The following is an 18,705-nucleotide window of genomic DNA, read 5'->3' as shown; positions in this document are numbered from 1 at the left end:
ATCCCATATGAGGGTTTGTTTCCGCTCCTCCGTTCAGCCGGAGCTGATGGACGAGTACAAGGAGCGCCACGCGGCTGTTTGGCCGGAGATGCTGTCAGCGCTGAAGAGTGCGGGCTGGAACAACTACTCCCTGTTCCTCGCCCCTGATGGCCAGCTGATCGGCTACCTGGAATGCGAAGACTACCGGGCAGCGCAGGCACGCATGGCCCTGACCGACGTCAACGCCCGTTGGCAGGCCGAGATGGCGACCCTCTTCGCAGGCAGCGACCTCCCACCCGACCAGGGCTTCGAAATCATCGAGGAAGTTTTCAACCTGGACGATCAACTGGCCGCTGCGGGGATCGTCACAGACCCCGCCGGCACCGCACACAAAGACACAGACCCAGCCCACGAACACCCAAAGGAACAAGCATGAACACCACAGAATCGGCCCTTGGCCGCCTCGGGGAACTGGCCATTGAAGTGCCGTCCTGGGCCTACGGCAACTCCGGCACCCGGTTCAAGGTGTTCGGCACCCCGGGTACTCCGCGCACCGTCCAGGAAAAGATCGCCGACGCCGCCAAGGTCCACGAACTCACGGGGCTGGCTCCCACCGTGGCCCTGCACATCCCCTGGGACAAAGTGGACGATTACACCGCACTCCGCGAATACGCCGAAGGGTTGGGCGTTGGCCTGGGCACCATCAACTCCAATACCTTCCAGGATGACGAGTACAAGTTCGGCTCCCTGACCTCGTCCAACGAATCCGTACGTCGCCGGGCCATCGATCACCACCTGGAGTGCATCGACATCATGCACGCCACCGGGTCCAAGGATTTGAAGATCTGGCTGGCTGACGGCACCAACTACCCGGGCCAGGACGATATTCGTGGCCGGCAGGACCGCCTCGCAGAAAGCCTTCAGGAGATCTACGCAGGCCTCGGTGACCAGCAGCGCCTGGTCCTTGAATACAAGTTCTTCGAGCCCGCTTTCTATCACACCGATGTTCCTGACTGGGGTACCTCGTACGCGCAGACCCTTGCGCTGGGCGAGAAGGCTTTCGTTTGCCTGGACACCGGCCACCACGCCCCGGGAACCAACATCGAGTTCATCGTCATGCAGCTGCTGCGCCTGGGCAAGCTGGGGTCCTTCGACTTCAACTCCCGCTTCTACGCCGACGATGATCTGATTGTTGGTGCGGCCGACCCCTTCCAGCTGTTCCGCATCATGCACGAGGTGATCCGCGGCGGTGGCTTCGGCAAGGAGTCAGGCGTTGCTTTGATGCTGGACCAGTGCCACAACCTGGAGGAGAAGATCCCGGGACAGATCCGTTCGGTGCTCAACGTCCAGGAAATGACGGCCCGCGCCCTCCTGGTGGATTCCGCTGCACTGAACGAAGCACAGCGTGCAGGCGACGTCCTGGCCGCCAACGGCATCTTCAACGATGCCTTCTACACCGATGTCCGCCCGATCCTGGCGCAGTGGCGCGAGTCCCGCGGCCTGCCCGCCGATCCGATGGCCGCCTACAAGGCCAGCGGTTACCAGAAGAAGATCAACGAGGACCGCGCAGGCGGCCAGCAAGCCGGATGGGGCGCGTAAAGGCATGAACATGCAGAACACAGACAACACCACTGTTGAAGAGCTGATCAACCGTTCCAATCGCCTGGGTGCGGACAAGCGGAACACCAACTTCGCTGGCGGCAACACGTCAGCGAAGGGCACCGAGAAGGACCCCGTCACCGGCCAGGACGTCCAGCTTCTCTGGGTCAAGGGCTCCGGCGGTGACCTCGGCACCTTGAAAGCCGAAAACCTCGCTGTACTCCGACTCGACCGGCTCCAGGCACTGAAAGCCGTTTACCCCGGCGTCGAACGTGAAGACGAGATGGTGGCCGCCTTCGATTACTGCCTCCACGGCAAGGGCGGCGCGGCGCCGTCGATCGATACCGCAATGCACGGGCTGGTGGACGCTGCCCACGTTGACCACCTGCACCCCGATTCCGGCATCGCCATTGCCACGGCGGTGGATGGCGAAGCGCTGACGTCCAAGGTCTTCGGTGACAAGGTTGTTTGGGTTCCCTGGCGCCGGCCCGGGTTCCAGCTCGGCTTGGACATCGCCGCGATCAAGGAAGCCAACCCCCAGGCCATCGGCACCATCCTTGGCGGCCACGGAATCACTGCCTGGGGTGCCACATCCGAAGAGGCCGAAGCGAACTCGCTGTGGATCATTGACCAGGCCGAGAATTACATCAAAGCCAACGGCAAGTCCCAGCCTTTCGGCCCGGCACTCCCCGGCTATGCCGCACTCCCCGAGGCGGAGCGGAAAGCAAAAGCAGCAGCCCTCGCCCCGGTGATCCGCGGCTTGGCTTCCACCGACAAACCGCAGCTGGGGCACTTCAGCGATGACGCCGTCGTCCTTGAATTCCTCGCCGCCACCGAGCACCCACGCCTCGCCGCGCTGGGCACCTCCTGCCCGGACCACTTCCTGCGTACCAAGGTCAAGCCGCTGGTCCTGGACCTGCCGGCCGACGCCACCATCGAGGAATCAACCAACCGCCTCAAGGAACTGCACGCCGCGTACCGCGAGGACTACCAGGCGTACTACGACCGTCATGCAGACGAAAACAGCCCGGCCCTCCGCGGCGCGGACCCGGCCATTGTGCTGGTCCCTGGCGTTGGCATGTTCTCCTTCGGCAAGGACAAGCAGACCGCCCGGGTGGCCGGCGAGTTCTACATCAACGCCATCAACGTGATGCGCGGCGCCGAGGCGATCTCCAGCTACGCGCCGATCGAGGAATCCGAGAAGTTCCGCATCGAATACTGGGCCTTGGAAGAAGCCAAACTCGCCCGCATGCCCAAGCCCAAGTCCCACGCCACCCGCATCGCGCTGGTGACGGGTGCGGCGTCGGGCATCGGCAAGGCGATCGCCACGCGTTTGGCGTCCGACGGCGCGTGCGTGGTCATTGCCGACCTGAACCTGGAGAACGCCCAAAAGGTAGCCGAGGAATTGGGGGGTTCCGACGTCGCCATTGGCGTCCAGGCGGACGTGACCGACGAAGCCCAGATCGCAGCCGCGGTCCAGGAGGCAGTGCTCGCGTTCGGCGGCCTGGACCTGGTGGTCAACAACGCCGGCCTGTCCATCTCCAAGCCGCTGCTGGAAACCACGGAGAAGGACTGGGACCTGCAACACAACGTCATGGCCAAGGGCTCGTTCCTGGTGTCCAAGGCCGCGGCGAGGGTGATGATCGACCAGGGCCTGGGCGGAGACATCATCTACATCTCCTCCAAGAATTCCGTGTTCGCCGGTCCCAACAACATCGCCTACTCAGCCACCAAGGCAGACCAAGCCCACCAGGTCCGCCTGTTGGCCGCGGAACTGGGCGATCACGGCATCCGCGTCAACGGCATCAACCCCGACGGCGTGGTCCGCGGCTCCGGCATCTTCGCGGGCGGCTGGGGTGCCAAGCGCGCAGCTGTGTACGGCGTGGACGAGCAGGAACTGGGCAAGTACTACGCCCAGCGCACGCTCCTCAAGCGCGAAGTCCTCCCGGAACACGTGGCCAACGCCGCGTCCGTGCTCACCAGCAACGAGCTCTCCCACACCACCGGCCTCCACATCCCCGTGGACGCCGGCGTGGCAGCTGCCTTCCTCCGCTAGGACCAACAGTGACCAACGGAACCACCACGGGCACCGCCCCGGCCCACGCCGGGGCGGTGTCCTCTCCGCAAACAAACCAGGTTTTCGTAGCCATCGACATCGGCGCGTCCTCCGGCCGCGTCATGCTGGGCCGCGTCTCGCCGACGTCCGGCGTCGCACTGGAAACGATCCACCGCTTTCCCAACGGCGTCATAGAGCTCGACGGCGGCCTCCACTGGGATTTCGACGCCCTCTTCGCGGAGGTGCTCAAGGGACTCGCTACCGCTGCTTCCGTGGCGGCGGGCAGCGGCGAGCGCATCGCGAGCATCGGCATCGACACGTGGGCGGTTGACTACGGCTTGGTGAACGACGCCGGCGAACTGACCGCGCAGCCCTACAGCTACCGCGACGAACGCAGCCGGGCCTCTGTGGAGCGGGTACACACAGTGATCCCGCCCGAGAAGCTCTACGCCACCACCGGCTTGCAGTACTTGCAGTTCAACACCTTGTATCAACTAGCCACGGAAAAGGACGTGGATGGACTCCAGTCCATGCTGATTCCGGACCTCATCGCTTTCCTGCTCACCGGCGAACGGCGGACCGAGGCCACGAACGCTTCCACCACCGGGCTTTTCGACGCCGTAGCGGGCCAGTGGGCATTGGGGTTCCTTGATGCATTGGGCTTGCCTCGGGATATCTTCCCGCCGCTGATTCAGCCCGGCGAGACCATTGGTACCTTGCTGCCCGCCATTGTTGAGCGGACCGGCCTTTCAGCTGACACCAAGGTGGTGGCCGTTGGTTCGCACGACACCGCCTCCGCCGTGGCCGCAGTCCCCGCTGAGGGCCAGGATTTTGCGTACATCTCCTCCGGGACGTGGTCCTTGGTGGGCGTCGAACTCCCCTCGCCCGTCCTCTCCGAGGCAAGCCGCCAGGCCAACTTCACCAACGAGCGCGGAGTGGACGGCACCATCCGGTACCTGCGCAACGTCGGCGGCCTGTGGTTGTTGAGCGAATGCCAGCGTTCCTGGGCCGCACAAGGATTCAGCCAGTCCCTGCCGGCACTGCTGGGCTCAGCTGCGGTACTCCCCGAGGGCGGGCCGCAGATCAACGCCGATGATCCCGCCTTCACCGCACCGGACAACATGCCGGACCGTATCCGCGCAGCCGTGCGGCACAACGGCGAGGTCCTTCCGGACCGTCCTGCCGCCGTCGTGCGTTGCATTATGGACAGCCTCGCGGCCGGTTACGCACGTACGCTGGCCGACGCCGAACGGCTCACCGGCCGCAACACCACAGTGGTGCACATCGTGGGTGGTGGCTCGCAAAACCGGCTCCTGTGCCAACTGACCGCGAACGCTACCGGAAAACCCGTCATTGCCGGTCCCGTAGAGGCCACTGCATTGGGCAATGTCCTGGTGCAGGCACGCGCCGGCGGCGTGGTGGAAGGCGACCTGGCCGAACTGAGGTCGCTGGTTGCTTCCGGGGTTGCGCTGGAAAAGTACCAGCCTGCGTTGATGAGCAACCCGGTCTAATGTCGAACCTCAGAGTGGCCCGTACGCCGTACTTCCGCCGTGCGGGTCCCTCCAAGTGGCCATGTCCGCCTCCACCGCCCGGCGGAGGTCCGGATCCACCAGCAACCTCTCCCGGAACGACTCACGCGCCCTGCCCATGACTACGGAAGGTATGAGGATACCCACCACCAACAGGAGCACCATCATGAAGTAGACGCCAAACAGCGTGGCGAGTGATCCTCGTTCAAATGCCGAGGGAACCGCCAAAGCAAAACCAGCAGCCAGCAGCCCTGCCATGCCAAGGGTCGCCCACACGCCACCCTTGGCAGATCCCGGTCCGCGGTTAATGAGCAGCTTGTTGGTGTCCGGCAGCCTGCTGCGGACCTTCTTCCAGCCCCGCCAACCAAGCAGGCCCAGGGCAATTCCCGGCAGCCCCAAGGACAGTACCCACGTGGGATTACCGGTCAGCGTGGAAACAACGGTGCCGATAAGGAGCATCAAGGGGCCACCGCCGATCGCACCGCTCCAGGCCGCTGCCAAGGCACCCTGCGCATCGGCAAGTTGGCGCAGACGGGAAAGGGCTTGGGGAGGACTGACCTTGGCCAGATCGGCCGAGAGCCAATACTCCAGCGGCCTTCCCTGCGCGTAAGACTCCAGCACGCTTTGGGCCTTTCGATCGGGGTCACTTCACCGCAAAAGACGTTACCCCATGGGCGTCCTCCCCTAAGGCCCAGGAGTCTGGTACGTCACAGCGCCGGACGAGGGTGCCGCGCTAAACTGGTCGCATTATGATCCGCACAATGTTCAAGTCCAAGATTCACCGCGCAACGGTGACCCACGCCGACCTCCACTACGTCGGTTCGGTCACTGTCGACCTGGACCTCCTGGACGCCGCGGACATCCTTCCCGGCGAGCTCGTCTCCATTGTGGACATCACCAACGGTGCCCGCCTGGAGACGTACACCATCGCCGGCGAGCGCGGTTCCGGCGTGATCGGGATCAACGGTGCCGCCGCCCACCAGGTCCACGTAGGAGATCTGGTCATCCTCATCACCTACGCGCAGATGACTACCGAAGAGGCCAGGTCGTACCAGCCCAAGGTGGTCCACGTGGGAGAGGACAACCACATCCTCCAGTTGGGTAACGACCCCGCAGAGGCGCACACCCCCGGGCTCATGCGCCCTCCGCACGCGTTGAACAACGCGGCGCACCTCAGCTAAGCCTCAGCAGCGCTCGACGTCGGTACCCGTCCGGGTGCCGACGTCGAGCGCGTTATGGGCGTCCATATGACGGAACACCCGGCAGAAAACGCTTACTCACTGGAAGGTTCTGGCTAGGCTGTAGTTCGTGACCCGCAAAGCCCCCGCCCGCACTCTGCCATGATCGGCGTCCTGTCGGGGTTTTTCGTTGTCTGGGCCATCATCCTGGTGGGCATGTTTGTTGGACGCCGCAACATTCTGGGCGAGAACGCCAGGTCCGTCCTGAGTTCGCTGACATTCTTCGTGGCGAGCCCTGCGCTGCTCTTTGAAACACTGAGCAAGGCCAAGCTGCACGACGTGTTCGCTGCACCGCTTCTTGTCACGGCCGTGGGCGCTGTCATCACTGGGCTGCTGTTCTTCCTGATCGTGAAGTTCTGGCTGAGGCGCTCAATGCCCGAAGCCCTCATGTCCTCCATGAGCGCGTCGTTGGCGAACTCCGCGAACCTGGGCATCCCCATCGCCGTTTTTGTCCTCGGCGATGCCAGCTATGTGGCCCCGCTGTTGATCTTCCAGTTGGCGTTCTTCACACCGATGTACCTGATGGCACTGGATGCCAGCACCAGTTCGCACCGCACCACTCCCCTGCGCTTCCTGCTGATGATCGTGAAGAACCCCATGATCGTCGGCTCCGCGCTCGGTCTGCTGGTGGCCGGGACCGGATTCCAAGTGCCCTCGCTGATTTTGGAACCCATCCACCTAATCGGCGGAGCAGCGATCCCGGCCATGCTGATGGCGTTCGGCATGAGCCTCAACGGATCCAGGCCCCTGCAAAAGGACGCCGGACGGCGGCTCGATACTCTGCTGGCCAGCGGGTTCAAGCTGATCGTGCATCCCCTGGTCGCGTACCTGTTCGCACGGTTTGCCCTGGGAATGGACGGCCACGCATTGTTTGCGGTGGTGGTGACGTCCGCACTTCCCACAGCCCAGAACGTGTTCGTCGCAGCCAACCGCTACCAGGCCGGAATCACCGTGGCCAAGGACACCGTGCTCATCACCACGATCGTGGCCGTGCCCGCAATGATCGCCGTGGCGCTGTTGCTCGCCTAGCCGGTTTTACTCCACATCCGAGCTTGCCAAGTAGTGGTCCAGGAGCTGTGCGCACCGGATGAAGCCCAGGTGTGAGTACGCCTGCGGATGGTTGCCCAGGTGTGTTTCGGTGCCGGGGTCGTACTCTTCCGGCAACAGGCCCGTGGGACCGAACAGAGCCACCAACTGGTTGAACAGCTCCAGCGCATCGTCCAGGCGGCCTACAGCCAGATAAGCCTCGATCAGCCAGGTGGTGCAGATGTGGAAGCCACCCTCCAAACCCGGCAGACCGTCGTCGTACCTGTACCGGAAGACCGTGGGCCCCACCCGCAACTCCCGCTCGACGGCAGTGACGGTGTCCAGGAAACGCTGGTCTTGGACATCAAGGAGGCCCGACAGGCCGACGTGCAGGACAGCGGCATCCAGGTCAGGGCTGTCGTAGGCAACGGTGTATGACGCGGCCGAATCGTCCCAGCCCTCACGGAGGACTTCCGCACGGATGGTCCGTGCCTCAGGCGCCCAGTCAGGGTGGGGTTCGCGGCCGTGCAGCGCCGCAGTGCGGAGGGCCCGGTCCAACGTCACCCAGCACATGACCTTTGTGTACACATGATGCCTGGGGGCGCGGCGGGCTTCCCAGATACCATGGTCGGGTTCGTGCCAGCGCGCCATGACTGCGTGCGCCATCTGCTCCACGAGGAACCAATGGTCGTCCGGCAGGAAACCCCGCCGTTCGGCGAGATCATGGATCAGCTCCGCAATTGGACCAAACACGTCCAACTGAACCTGGTGGTCTGCTGCGTTGCCGATCCGCACGGGCCGCGAACCCGCGTAGCCTGGCAAGCTCTCAACGATCGCCTCCGTTGACAGTGGAGCCCCGGTCACCGAGTAGAGCGGGTGCAACCATTCCGGCCCCGGCGCGTTCTCCAGGATCCGGCCCAGCCAACTGAGGAATCCCTCAGCTTCCTCGGTTGAGCCCAGGCTGACCAAGGCGTTGACCGTCATGGAACCGTCCCGGAGCCAGCAGTACCGGTAGTCCCAGTTCCGGGTTCCACCGATACCCTCGGGCAGCGATGTTGTTGGGGCTGCGAGGACAGCACCGGTGGGCTCGTGGACCAGCGACTTCAACACCAGTGCCGAGCGCCGCACCAGCGACGGTTTCATGGTGGGCAGCTGCAGCGTTTTGACCCACTCGCGCGTGACGAGTCCGACGGCGGCACGCCGGTGGGGCTCACCCACCGGGTCCGCGGGTGGCGGCTCGGTGTCACCGCAACGCATGTTCAGCACCACGGGTCCGCTATTGAGGGGCACGTCGGCTGTTGCCGTTGCGAACCTGCCGTCGCTGGTGACCTGGAAAGCAACTCCCGGGGCAGAGAGGATGATGGGGTCCGAGGTGCCGATGATGTGGACGTCATCGCCGCGGATCTCCATGTCGAACGGTGCATTGGCGTAGTCGGGCCTCGGCGCGAAAACCACCCGGGCCGTGCCTGTTCCCGAAAGCACGCGAACCAGGCTGGTGATGCCTTCCGGTGCCGGTTCCAGATAGTCGGTCACTGTGACGTCGGCCCAGCGGGTTTCAACAATCATGGTGTTATCCACATAGCGTTGGGCCAGCACCTGCGAGGGCTTAACTGGCTCTACGCTGAAGTGGCCTGCAGGATCCCCGCCAAGGATGTGGGCGAACAGTGATCCCGAGTCCGGCAGGGGGTGGCTCATCCAACAGACTTTCGCGTCGGGCGTGAGCAAGGCGGTGGAGCTGCCGTTGCCAATCATCGAATGTCGTTCCAGCCCCACGGCGTCCTCACCGAAGAGCCAGGCGCGGCGCAATTCGAACAACAAGGCCAGCACCTTCGCGAAGGCTTCCGGGTCCGGGATGGTGTGTGCCGCCGTCGTATCGCCCGGACCAACATGCAAACCAAGGTCCGGGCCGCGCAGGGTCGCCAGCGCCTTTTCGTCACTCTCGGCATCCCCTGCGAAGAGTGCGGCACTGACGCCCAGCCGTGCCCGGAGCTGCTCCAGGGCCTGCCCCTTGGCGGGCTCCTCGACGGTAAGGTCCAGGACGGTGCCGTCGACGATGAAGTACAAACCAAACTCAATGGCGATCTTTTGCGAGGCGAAGACCACCCGGTCCACGACTTCCGGTGTCGCAGGCCTGGTGTGCACGGCTACGCCCACGGGCTTCCGGACCACGCTGATGCCCTTTTCGAACCCGACGGCTTCGGTCAACGCCGTGGCCACTTGTTGGAGCAGTTGTTCCGTGGCGAGGGACAGGGTGTAGGCGTAGCCCATGTCGAACTCCATGCCATGCGAACCCACCAAATGCACCTCTGCCGGCAGCCTTGATACTGCTGCCAGGTCCCTGAGTGAGCGGCCGGAAATGATGGCGGTGTGCGTGTTCGGCAAAGCTGCGAGCGCCCGCAAAGCCACGGCTGCGCTGTCCAAAGGCAACGTTTCAGTGGACACGCCTTCGGCCGCGCAGAGAGTCCCGCCATAATTGCAGGCCACCAGCAGGCCCGGAACCCGGGCAAGGACCCGGAGTTCCGAGAACAGCTGCGGGGTGATGCCGTTGGGCGAGTCAGACTGAAGGGCTGTCCGGAGCAGGCCGAGCGGAAGCGACTTCATCAGCAGGGCCGAATCGGCAACCGACTGGTTCAAGGGCGTAGGCATGGGGAATCCTTCCGAAGCGGATAGATCCAGTTTCCGCCCGTACGGTTTCGCCGTCATGCTTTATTCGTTGCAAATGCGTAAAACATTTGGAACTGCCTACTCCGTGAAAGCGTCCGCCATATCCAGGACTTCATCCAGGATGGCCAGGCCCGCCCGGGCATCCTCCACACTGATGTTGCAGGGCGGAACCACGTGGATCCGGTTGAAGTTCGCGAACGGGATGAGGCCGCGCGACTTGCACGCCGCCACCAGTTGGTTCATCTCGGGGCTGGAGGAACCGTACGGCGCCAGCGGCTCCCGCGTGGCACGGTTCCTGACCAGCTCGATGGCCCAAAAGACGCCCTTGCCCCGCACTTCACCCACAGAACGGTGACGTTCAGCGAATCCTGCAAGCGCCGGGCCGATCACGTCTGTGCCGAGGCTTTCCGCGTGCTGCACAATGCCTTCACGTTCCATGGCGTTGATGGTGGCCACCGCTGCGGCCGTGGCCAGCGGGTGACCGGAGTAGGTCAAACCGCCAGGATAGGCCCTGGTGCCAAAGGTGGCTGCGATCTCCGGGGTGATGGCTACGCCACCCAACGGGACATAACCGGAGTTCACGCCCTTGGCAAAGGTCAGCAGGTCCGGGACGACGTCAAAATGCTCGACGGCGAACCACTTGCCCGTGCGCCCGAAACCGGCCATGACCTCGTCGGCAATGAAGACGATCCCGTGCTTGGTGCACAACTCCCGGACCCCCTGCATGTAGCCTGCCGGCGGGACGTAAATCCCTGCAGTTCCGGGGATGCTTTCCATCATGATCGCGGCGATGCTGGAGGGGCCTTCGAACTCGATGAGCTGTTCCAGGTGCTCCAATGCACGTTGGGATTCCTCTGCCTCCGTGGCCGAGTGGAAGGCCGTGCGGTAGAGATAGGGCGGGAAGAAGTGGATGGTGCCGGTGGATGCGTTGTCGCTGGCCCACCTCCGTGGGTCGCCGGTGATGTTGACCGCCAGATGTGTTCCGCCATGGTACGAGCGGTAGGCGGACAGGACTTTGTGGCGGCCTGTGTGCAGCCTGGCCATCCGGACTGCGTGCTCGTTGGCGTCGGCCCCACCGTTGGTGAAGAAGATCCGGTCCAGCTCCCCCGGGGTCCGTTCCGCGATCAGACGTGCGGCCTCCGATCGTGCGTCGTTGACGTAGCTGGGGGCAATCGTGCACAGCTTGGCTGCTTGCGCCGCGATCGCCGCCACAACGGCCGGGTGCTGGTGCCCGATGTTCGTATTCACCAGCTGGGACGAGAAGTCCAGGTACTTGTTGCCCTCACCGTCCCAGACGTGCGACCCCTCCGCTGCGCTGATGACCATGGGATCCAGGGTGTCCTGCGCTGACCAGGAGTGGAAGACGTGCTTGCGGTCCAGTTCGTAGGCGCGTTGGGCTGCCTCGGGGTCCGTGAGTGATGGTTCGAGGATGGCGGTCATAGTGATTGTCCTGACGTTGGCACTGACAAGTTTTCTGGCGCTTAGGAGTTCTGCGGGAAACCGAGGTTGATCCCGCCGTGGCTGGGGTCCAGCCAGCGGGTAGTGACGGCCTTGCCGCGGGTGAAGAAGCCGACGCCCTCCGTGCCGTGGGCGTGCGTGTCACCGAACAAGGAGTTCTTCCAGCCCCCGAACGAGTAGTAGGCCATGGGTACGGGGACGGGAACGTTGATGCCCACCATGCCCACCTCAACCTCGTTCTCGAAACGGCGGGCGGCGCCGCCGTCGTTGGTGAAAATCGCGGTGCCGTTGCCGTACGGGTTGGCGTTGATGGTGGCGAGCGCCTCGTCGTAGCTGTCCACCCGGACCACCGAGAGCACCGGCCCGAAGATCTCGTCCTGGTAGATGGACATGTCGGTGGTGACGTGATCAAACAGGGTTGGGCCGACGAAGAAGCCATCGCCTTCGGCGTCGGGGACAATGCCGCGGCCGTCGACCACCAGCGTGGCACCGGCGGCTTCACCGGCGTCGACGTAACCCGATACCTTGTCCCTGTGCTGGGAGGTGACCAAGGGGCCCATGTCGCAACCGCGCAGCCCATCGCCGGTGCGCAGGTTCCGGGCCCGGTCAGCGATCCTGTCCACCAGTGCGTCCGCGATGTCGCCCACAGCCAGGAGCGCCGAAACAGCCATGCACCGTTCGCCTGCGGACCCAAAGCCGGCGTTGATTGCGGCGTCGGCAGCCAGGTCCAGGTCGGCGTCGGGAAGGACGATCATGTGGTTCTTCGCCCCGCCCAAAGCCTGGACCCGCTTGCCGTGGGCGGTAGCGGTCTCGTAGACATACTTGGCGATCGGGGTGGAGCCCACGAAAGAGACGGCTTTGACGTCCGGGTGCGTCAGCAAGGTATCAACCGCGACCTTGTCGCCGTGCAGGACGTTGAACACGCCGTCGGGCAGGCCGGCTTCCTTCCACAGCTCGGCGATCCAGTTGACGGCCGAGGGGTCCTTTTCGCTCGGCTTGATGATGACCGTGTTTCCTGCGGCGATCGCGATCGGGAAAAACCACATGGGGACCATCGCAGGGAAGTTGAATGGGCTGATGATAGCCACGGGCCCCAGGGCTTGCCGGATGGAGTGGATGTCCACTTTGGTGGAGGCGTTTTCGGTGTAGCTGCCTTTGAGCAGGTGCGGGATACCGCACGCGAACTCTACGACTTCCTGTCCGCGGGTTACCTCGCCCAGAGCATCGTCCAGGACCTTTCCGTGCTCGGAGGTGATGATCGCAGCAAGCTCGTCCTTGCGGGAGTTGAGGAGCTCGCGGAAAGCGAAGAGGACCTGGGTGCGGCGGGCGAGGGAGGTTTCGCGCCATGCCGGGAAGGCGGCGTTCGCGGCGGCGACGGCGGCATTGCCCTCCTCGACGCTGGCCAAGGCGACCTGTCCGGTCACCTTCCCGGTGGCAGGGTTGGTGACAGAAGCGGTGCGGTCGCCCGCCGGGACGTAGCTGCCGTTGATCCAGTGCTCGATGGTGTTCAAGAGTTCTCCTTGGTAGGTGGCCTGGGACAAGTCTTGCCGCGCACCACCGCTTATATAAGGAGACGTCTGTAAGGCTATTGGACTGCACCCTTACACTGTGTAAATGCTTCCTACCGTCGGTGCCGTCCTCGAACTCCCCGTGCTGCGCGCCGCGGACCCCCTTGTGCTCGGCAGCCCGGCCGGTTTGGACGCACCGGTACGCTGGGTGCACGTCAGTGAAATACTCGACGTCGGCGGGCTGCTGTCGGGCGGGGAGCTGGTGCTCACCACCGGACTGGAGCTGGAAAAATCACCGGAAGCATCGGCGTCGTTCATTGACTCCCTGGAGGCCGCCGGAGCGGCCGGCCTGATCGTGGAACTCGTCGGCCAGCGGCAACGCAGCCGGAAAGCCCTGGAGGAAGCAGCCCGTACGGCCTCGATTCCCGTGGTCATCGTTGAACGCCGGGTCCGGTTCGTCCAGGTCACGGAGATCGTCCACAGGATGATCGTCGCGGACCAACTTGAGCGCGTGGAACGGGCCCGGGACGTCCATGAGGCATTCACTGTGCTGAGCTTGGAAAGCGCAGACACCCAACGCGTCGTGGAGCAGGCGGCCACGATGATCGGTGCCCCCGTCCTGTTGGAGGACCTCTCGCATCTGGTGCTCGCCTATGCGGGCCGGCACGTGACCACCACCGACCTTCTGGACGATTGGGAGCGACGCTCCAGGACCACGCCGTTTCCGTTGCTCACCGGCCGGTCCGGGCCGGAGCTGTGGCTGCAGGCAGCGGTGGGAGTGAGGCAACAAGTATGGGGCAGGCTGGTGGTGCCAATGCCTCCGGCCGCCCTGGACGCCGATGAGGACATGGCCGTCATGGTTCTTGAGCGGGCCGCCCAGACCCTGGCGATCAACCGACTGGCGGACCGCGACCAGCGCGAGCTTAGCCATCACGCCCAGGCCGGACTCCTGAACTCCCTGCGCCAACCCCGTGGCCTCAGTGAGGCGGAGGCCCTGGCACGGGCGGGTTCATTGGGGTTAAAACGCTCCGCCTACTATGTGCCGCTCGTTTTCCGGACGGCCTTTCCGGCATGGGGTTCACCTGTGCTGCCCGCCGACCCCCTCGCTGGGCAGCAGGACGAACGCGAACTTCTGGAGCGGCTGGCCAAGGCGTTGAAGTCCACCGCCGGAACAGCCTTGGCGGCAAGCATCCAGTCAGGTTCGGTGGGAATGATCCTTGCCCTTCCGGCCCGGCAGCAAGAGGAGACCACGCTGCGGATACTGGCCGAAGCCGCTGCGGGGCCCGGGGTTGAGGCCAGCTCCGGCATCAGCCAGACGCCCGCAGTCCCCCCGGCCTGGATCATCGGAGTGGGCCGCATGAAAGCCACGCTGCTGGAAGCCGCTGCGGGCATTGACGAAGCCGCCCATATAGCTGAAAGTGCTGCCACGCTGCGGGAAACAGGCAAGCCCTACTATCGCGCCACGGACGTGCGCCTTCGCGGGCTGCTGGCCCTGTTGCGCAAGGATCCCCGCGTCCAGCAATTCGTGGAATCGGAGTTGTCCGCAGTCCTCCGGGCTGACGCCGAGGGCAAGGGCGAATACCTGGAGCTGTTGGGGCTTTACCTCGGATCCGGCGGCAACAAAGCCGCCATGGCGCGCAGCGGCTACCTGAGCCGGCCTACCCTTTATGCCCGGCTCGCCAAGCTGGAGGAACTGTTGGCTGTAGACCTAGACGACCCCGAATCGCGCACCTCACTGCACGTAGCACTCCTGGCCTACCTGACCCGGGGACAGTAACCGGCCAACAGCCCTGAAAGCCTAGGCGGGAATGAGCCCTGCAACCTCGGCCACCAGTTCAACCGAGCGAAGGCGTTCCTCGGTACCGATGCTCTGGTGCGCCACGATCAGTTCATCGGCATCGGCGAACGCCGCGAACTCGTCAAGGTAGTCGTGCACCACATCAGGGGTGCCCACGGCGGAGAACTTCATCATTTGGGCAATGTGCTGTCCCTGCGGGGAGTCGAGGACCATATCCGCTTCGTCGTCCGTGAACTCACGGCCGCCGCCAAAGAACAGTGAAACTCGGGCACGCTTCACGGCAAGGTGTATCGCCTGGGCTTCGGCATTGCTGTCGGCGGCAGTGACGTTAACCCCCGCGATCACATGCGGCTCGGACAACTGCTCCGACGGCTTGAACTCGCGCCGGTAAATGGCCACGGCGTCCTGCAACGCGGCAGGCGCAAAGTGCGACGCGAACGCGTAGGGCAGGCCGAGCTGGGCCGCCAGCTGCGCACCAAAAAGGGATGATCCAAGGATGTACAGGGGAACGTTGGTGCCCTTGCCCGGGGTGGCTTCCACGCCTTGGATCCGGGTGGGTCCTGTCAGGTAGCCCTGCAGTTCCAGGACGTCCTGCGGGAACCTGTCCGAGGACGTGTGGTCCCGGCGGAGGGCACGCATGGTGTTCTGGTCGCTGCCGGGGGCGCGTCCGAGCCCGAGGTCGATCCGGCCCGGGTGGAGGGTCTCCAGCGTACCGAACTGCTCGGCTATGGTCAGCGGCGAGTGGTTCGGCAGCATGACGCCTCCGGCACCGAGGCGGATGGTGTTGGTGTGCGCTGCGATGTGTGCGATCAACACGCTCGTAGCGGAGGAAGCAATGGCCGACATGTTGTGGTGCTCGGCGTACCAAACACGGCGGTAGCCGAGTTCTTCGGCTTTCTGCGCCATGGCAACACTGCCCGCGAGGCTTTCCGCCACCGTCTGGCCCTTCCCGATGGTCGCCAGGTCGAGGATGGAAAGAGGAACAGTCACAAGAAAAGCCTTTCGGTACGTTTCGCGGTGCCGGCACGGTTGATTGCCGGCACTCTAGCGACAACCACCACAATGGCCGCCTTATTTCTGTGAGTTGCGTCGCGCCCCTTTTTTCCGCCTTGCTTGGCCTGTTTTGTGACCCCGTTCGACGCCCGATTAAGCGCCATGAACGCCTGTATCCCTGCGTTTCAGAGCGCTTTGACCCGGCTCTCGCAGCTACCGGATAGTTGCAGCCAACAGCACGCATCAGACCTCCCAATGAGGGAACACGAGGAGTAACCATGGCACGTTTTGCAGTCAAGACCGGCGTCACTGCGGCGCTGGCCGCTACCGCCCTGTTAGGGCTCGCGGCCTGCTCGGACCCGGGCGCGACGGCGGCCACCAACGCAACTGCCCCGTCGTCGAACGCTTCGTCCGGCTCCACGACCAAAGAGTTCAACCTGACGCCGCAGCAGGACCGCATCAAAGTCGCCGTCGACTCGGCTGCCGCCGCCCTGGTCCCCGATGCCATCAAGGCCGATGGCAAGTTGACGGTGGTGACCACGGGAGGCACCCCGCCCCTGAGCACGTTCGCCACGGACAACAAGACGCTCATCGGCAGCGAGGTGGATATCGCATACGCCGTGGGTGAGACCCTGGGCCTTCAGGTCGAAGTCCTTCCGGTGGCGTGGGCGGACTGGCCGTTGGGCGTTGAATCCGGCAAGTATGAGGCCGTTCTCTCCAACGTCACCGTCACTGAGGCCCGCAAGGAAAAGTTCGACTTCGCCACGTACCGCAACGACCTCCTGGGCTTCTACGCCAAGAGCGACTCGGACATCGGCGAGATCAAGGAAGCCAAGGACGTTGCCGGGAAGCGCATCATCGTCGGCTCGGGCACCAACCAGGAGGCCATCCTGGTGCGTTGGGACGAGGAGAACAAGAAGAACGGCCTGCAGCCGGTCGCCTTCCAGTATTACGACGACGACTCCGCCTCCCAGCTCGCCCTTCAGTCCGGCCGCGCGGACCTGACGTTTGGCCCCAATGCTTCGGCAGCATACAAGGCAGCCAAGGACGGAAAGACCAAGCAAGTAGGCACCTTGGAAGGCGGCTGGCCGTTGAAGGCCGAGATCGCGTTCACCACCCAGAAGGGCAACGGCTTGGCGGTCGCGGCCCAGGCTGCGCTGAACACCCTCATCAAGGACGGCGATTACGGCAAGATCCTGGACCGTTGGGGGCTGTCATCCGAGGCTATCCCGGCATCCGAACTGAACCCGGCGGGTCTGCCCAAGAAGTAGGACGCCAGCTGTGGTAGGGCAGACCTGCCGACGCCGAATCCCCGCCGGACACCAACCGGCGGGGATTCTTGCGCTGTGGCTCTGTCAGAAGTGCGCGGGATCAGTGTTGGCGCCGCAGAGAATGACCGCCACCGTTTCGCCGTCGTGCGGTTTATATGCTCCGGAGAGCAGCGCCGCGTAAGCCGCGGCGGCACCGTGCTCCACGACGATCCTGTGGTTCTCCCACAGGCTGCGCCGGGCCTGGATGATGTCCTCGTCACTGACAAGCACGCTGTGCACGCCGGTCCGCCGGGCAACCCCGAAGCCGATCTCCCCGATGCGCCGGGCGCCCAAGGAATCAGCGGCGATTCCAGAAACCGGCACGTCCACGGGTTGGCCTTGTGCGAGCGCTGTGTGCAGGGTGGGGACCGTCTCCGGTTCTACACCCACAACGCGTGCCCTGCCCTCGGTGGCGGCGGCGATCCCGCCTATCAACCCACCGCCGCCCACAGCGACCAGGATGGTGTCGACGTCGGGCAGTTCGTCCAGCAGCTCAAGCCCCACACCGCCGGCGCCGGCCACAATCTCGGGCTGATCGTAGGCGTGGCAATAGACGGCGCCCTTCTCTTCCGCAAAACGAACGGCCGCCGCGTAGGCTTCCGCGTACTCCGCGCCACCCTGGACCACGGTGGCGCCGATGGCATAAAGCTTGTGTACCTTGTTGGCCGGCGCGGATTCGGGGACGAACACCGTTGCTGGCACGCCCAGCTTGGCTGCGGCGTAGGCGTTGGCCAGCCCGGCGTTACCTCCTGAGGCAACCACGATCCCGACGTCCGGATCCAGTTCGCCGTTTTCCTTCGCCGTCAGCAGCCGGTTGAACGCACCGCGGGCCTTGAAGGAGCCTGTGTGTTGCATGTATTCGCATTTGAACCACAGGTGGTAAGGCTCGGCGCTCCCGCTTTCGGCCACAGGTGTGTGGCGGACCCAGCCTGACGTCCGGGAATATGCGGCTTCGACTTCTTCGCGTGTGACCATGTGGGAGGCACCTTTCGTCCGTTTCATCCTAAGGTCGCCAAGGTGACGGCGCTGTCACTTGCAGCGAGCGCATAGGCTGGTTCGCATGGCTGATTTCATTCTTCGTCCCTGCGTAGCCTCCGACGCGGCGTGGATCGCCGAGCTTCGTGCGGTGGTGATGCGCCCGGACCTGGAGCGCCTTGGAAGATTCGATCCGGTGCGGGTCCGCGAGCGTTTCCTGAAGGGATTCCAGCCGGAACATACTTCGGTGATCCATTCCGATGGGGTGGATGCCGGGGTGATCGCGGTCCGACCGGAAGCGGATGCGCTGTGGATCGAACACTTCTACGTGGCTCCGGCCCATCAGGGCAAAGGACTGGGCGGTTCCGTGCTCCGTCACGTCATGGAAGGTTCGGCGGACCACCGACCGTTCCGGCTGGACGTCCTGCAGGGCAGCCCTGCGCGGCGACTCTATGAACGCCATGGCTTCGTGCTGGAGTCCGAGGATCCCATCGACGTTTTCATGGTCTCTACCGCAACCCCCTGACTGAAGCACCCCCGGTGCGGTAGCCTCAGCACAAACCTACGCACCA

At 64.3% G+C, this 18,705-nt stretch carries 15 protein-coding genes; 9 read left to right on the top strand and 6 right to left on the bottom strand.

Features of this window, described 5'->3' with window-relative positions; genetic code table 11:
* Positions 1 to 7 precede the first annotated feature (7 nt).
* From NEK97_RS08305 to NEK97_RS08290, 4 genes are read left to right on the top strand one after another with little or no spacing between them, the layout of a single operon-like run.
* On the top strand, positions 8 to 415 hold the full coding sequence (locus tag NEK97_RS08305; RefSeq protein ID WP_257369327.1) for an L-rhamnose mutarotase: 408 nt from the start codon (positions 8 to 10) through the stop codon (positions 413 to 415).
* Positions 412 to 1,578, top strand: coding sequence for an L-rhamnose isomerase (gene rhaI / locus NEK97_RS08300; protein ID WP_257369326.1), 1,167 nt, complete (start codon positions 412 to 414; stop codon positions 1,576 to 1,578). Before NEK97_RS08305 ends, rhaI begins: the two co-directional genes overlap by 4 nt.
* Before the next feature lie 4 nt (positions 1,579 to 1,582).
* Positions 1,583 to 3,634, top strand: coding sequence for a bifunctional aldolase/short-chain dehydrogenase (locus NEK97_RS08295; protein WP_257369325.1), 2,052 nt, complete (start codon positions 1,583 to 1,585; stop codon positions 3,632 to 3,634).
* A gap of 8 nt (positions 3,635 to 3,642) precedes the next feature.
* Positions 3,643 to 5,145 (top strand): rhamnulokinase family protein, encoded by a 1,503-nt coding sequence (locus NEK97_RS08290; RefSeq protein WP_257369324.1) that lies wholly within the window; start codon positions 3,643 to 3,645, stop codon positions 5,143 to 5,145.
* 9 nt (positions 5,146 to 5,154) lie between these two features.
* On the opposite strand, the gene NEK97_RS08285 is transcribed toward NEK97_RS08290, so the two are convergent.
* Positions 5,155 to 5,784, bottom strand: coding sequence for a hypothetical protein (locus NEK97_RS08285; protein WP_257369323.1), 630 nt, complete (start codon positions 5,782 to 5,784; stop codon positions 5,155 to 5,157).
* A gap of 128 nt (positions 5,785 to 5,912) precedes the next feature.
* On the opposite strand from NEK97_RS08285, the gene panD reads away from it, so the two are divergent.
* Positions 5,913 to 6,344 (top strand): aspartate 1-decarboxylase, encoded by a 432-nt coding sequence (panD, locus tag NEK97_RS08280; RefSeq protein WP_235517917.1) that lies wholly within the window; start codon positions 5,913 to 5,915, stop codon positions 6,342 to 6,344.
* A 159-nt stretch (positions 6,345 to 6,503) separates the two neighbouring features.
* Positions 6,504 to 7,430 (top strand): AEC family transporter, encoded by a 927-nt coding sequence (locus tag NEK97_RS08275; protein WP_257369322.1) that lies wholly within the window; start codon positions 6,504 to 6,506, stop codon positions 7,428 to 7,430.
* A 6-nt stretch (positions 7,431 to 7,436) separates the two neighbouring features.
* Here NEK97_RS08275 and NEK97_RS08270 read toward each other — a convergent pair whose 3' ends face one another.
* From NEK97_RS08270 to NEK97_RS08260, 3 genes are all read right to left on the bottom strand, one after another.
* Positions 7,437 to 10,073, bottom strand: a complete 2,637-nt coding sequence (locus NEK97_RS08270; protein WP_257369321.1) for a trehalase-like domain-containing protein — start codon at positions 10,071 to 10,073, stop codon at positions 7,437 to 7,439.
* 96 nt (positions 10,074 to 10,169) lie between these two features.
* Entirely contained in the window at positions 10,170 to 11,531 is a 1,362-nt protein-coding gene (locus tag NEK97_RS08265; protein WP_257369320.1) for an aspartate aminotransferase family protein, read from the bottom strand.
* Between the two features lie 41 nt (positions 11,532 to 11,572).
* A complete protein-coding gene (locus tag NEK97_RS08260) occupies positions 11,573 to 13,060 on the bottom strand; it encodes a CoA-acylating methylmalonate-semialdehyde dehydrogenase (protein WP_257369319.1) in 1,488 nt (495 codons plus the stop codon).
* Positions 13,061 to 13,163: 103 nt separating this feature from the next.
* On the opposite strand from NEK97_RS08260, the gene NEK97_RS08255 reads away from it, so the two are divergent.
* Positions 13,164 to 14,834 (top strand): PucR family transcriptional regulator, encoded by a 1,671-nt coding sequence (locus NEK97_RS08255; RefSeq protein ID WP_257369318.1) that lies wholly within the window; start codon positions 13,164 to 13,166, stop codon positions 14,832 to 14,834.
* Positions 14,835 to 14,855: 21 nt separating this feature from the next.
* Here NEK97_RS08255 and NEK97_RS08250 read toward each other — a convergent pair whose 3' ends face one another.
* Positions 14,856 to 15,845: an LLM class flavin-dependent oxidoreductase gene (locus tag NEK97_RS08250; protein WP_257369317.1), complete on the bottom strand. Its 990-nt coding sequence runs from the start codon at positions 15,843 to 15,845 to the stop codon at positions 14,856 to 14,858.
* Positions 15,846 to 16,126: 281 nt separating this feature from the next.
* Between NEK97_RS08250 and NEK97_RS08245 the strand changes: the two genes are divergently transcribed.
* The gene (locus NEK97_RS08245; protein ID WP_257369316.1) at positions 16,127 to 17,119 is read left to right on the top strand and encodes an ABC transporter substrate-binding protein; all 993 of its coding nucleotides are present in this window, start codon (positions 16,127 to 16,129) and stop codon (positions 17,117 to 17,119) included.
* An 84-nt stretch (positions 17,120 to 17,203) separates the two neighbouring features.
* Here NEK97_RS08245 and NEK97_RS08240 read toward each other — a convergent pair whose 3' ends face one another.
* Complete coding sequence (locus NEK97_RS08240; RefSeq protein ID WP_257369315.1) at positions 17,204 to 18,133, bottom strand: threonine/serine dehydratase; 930 nt, start codon at positions 18,131 to 18,133, stop codon at positions 17,204 to 17,206.
* An 85-nt stretch (positions 18,134 to 18,218) separates the two neighbouring features.
* Here NEK97_RS08240 and NEK97_RS08235 point away from each other — a divergent pair, with 85 nt between their 5' ends.
* Positions 18,219 to 18,659 (top strand): GNAT family N-acetyltransferase, encoded by a 441-nt coding sequence (locus NEK97_RS08235; RefSeq protein WP_257369314.1) that lies wholly within the window; start codon positions 18,219 to 18,221, stop codon positions 18,657 to 18,659.
* Positions 18,660 to 18,705: the final 46 nt, after the last annotated feature.

This window comes from Paenarthrobacter sp. UW852 (assembly GCF_024608385.1).
GTDB lineage: Bacteria > Actinomycetota > Actinomycetes > Actinomycetales > Micrococcaceae > Arthrobacter.
This window is presented reverse-complemented; position numbering and strand designations above follow the sequence as displayed.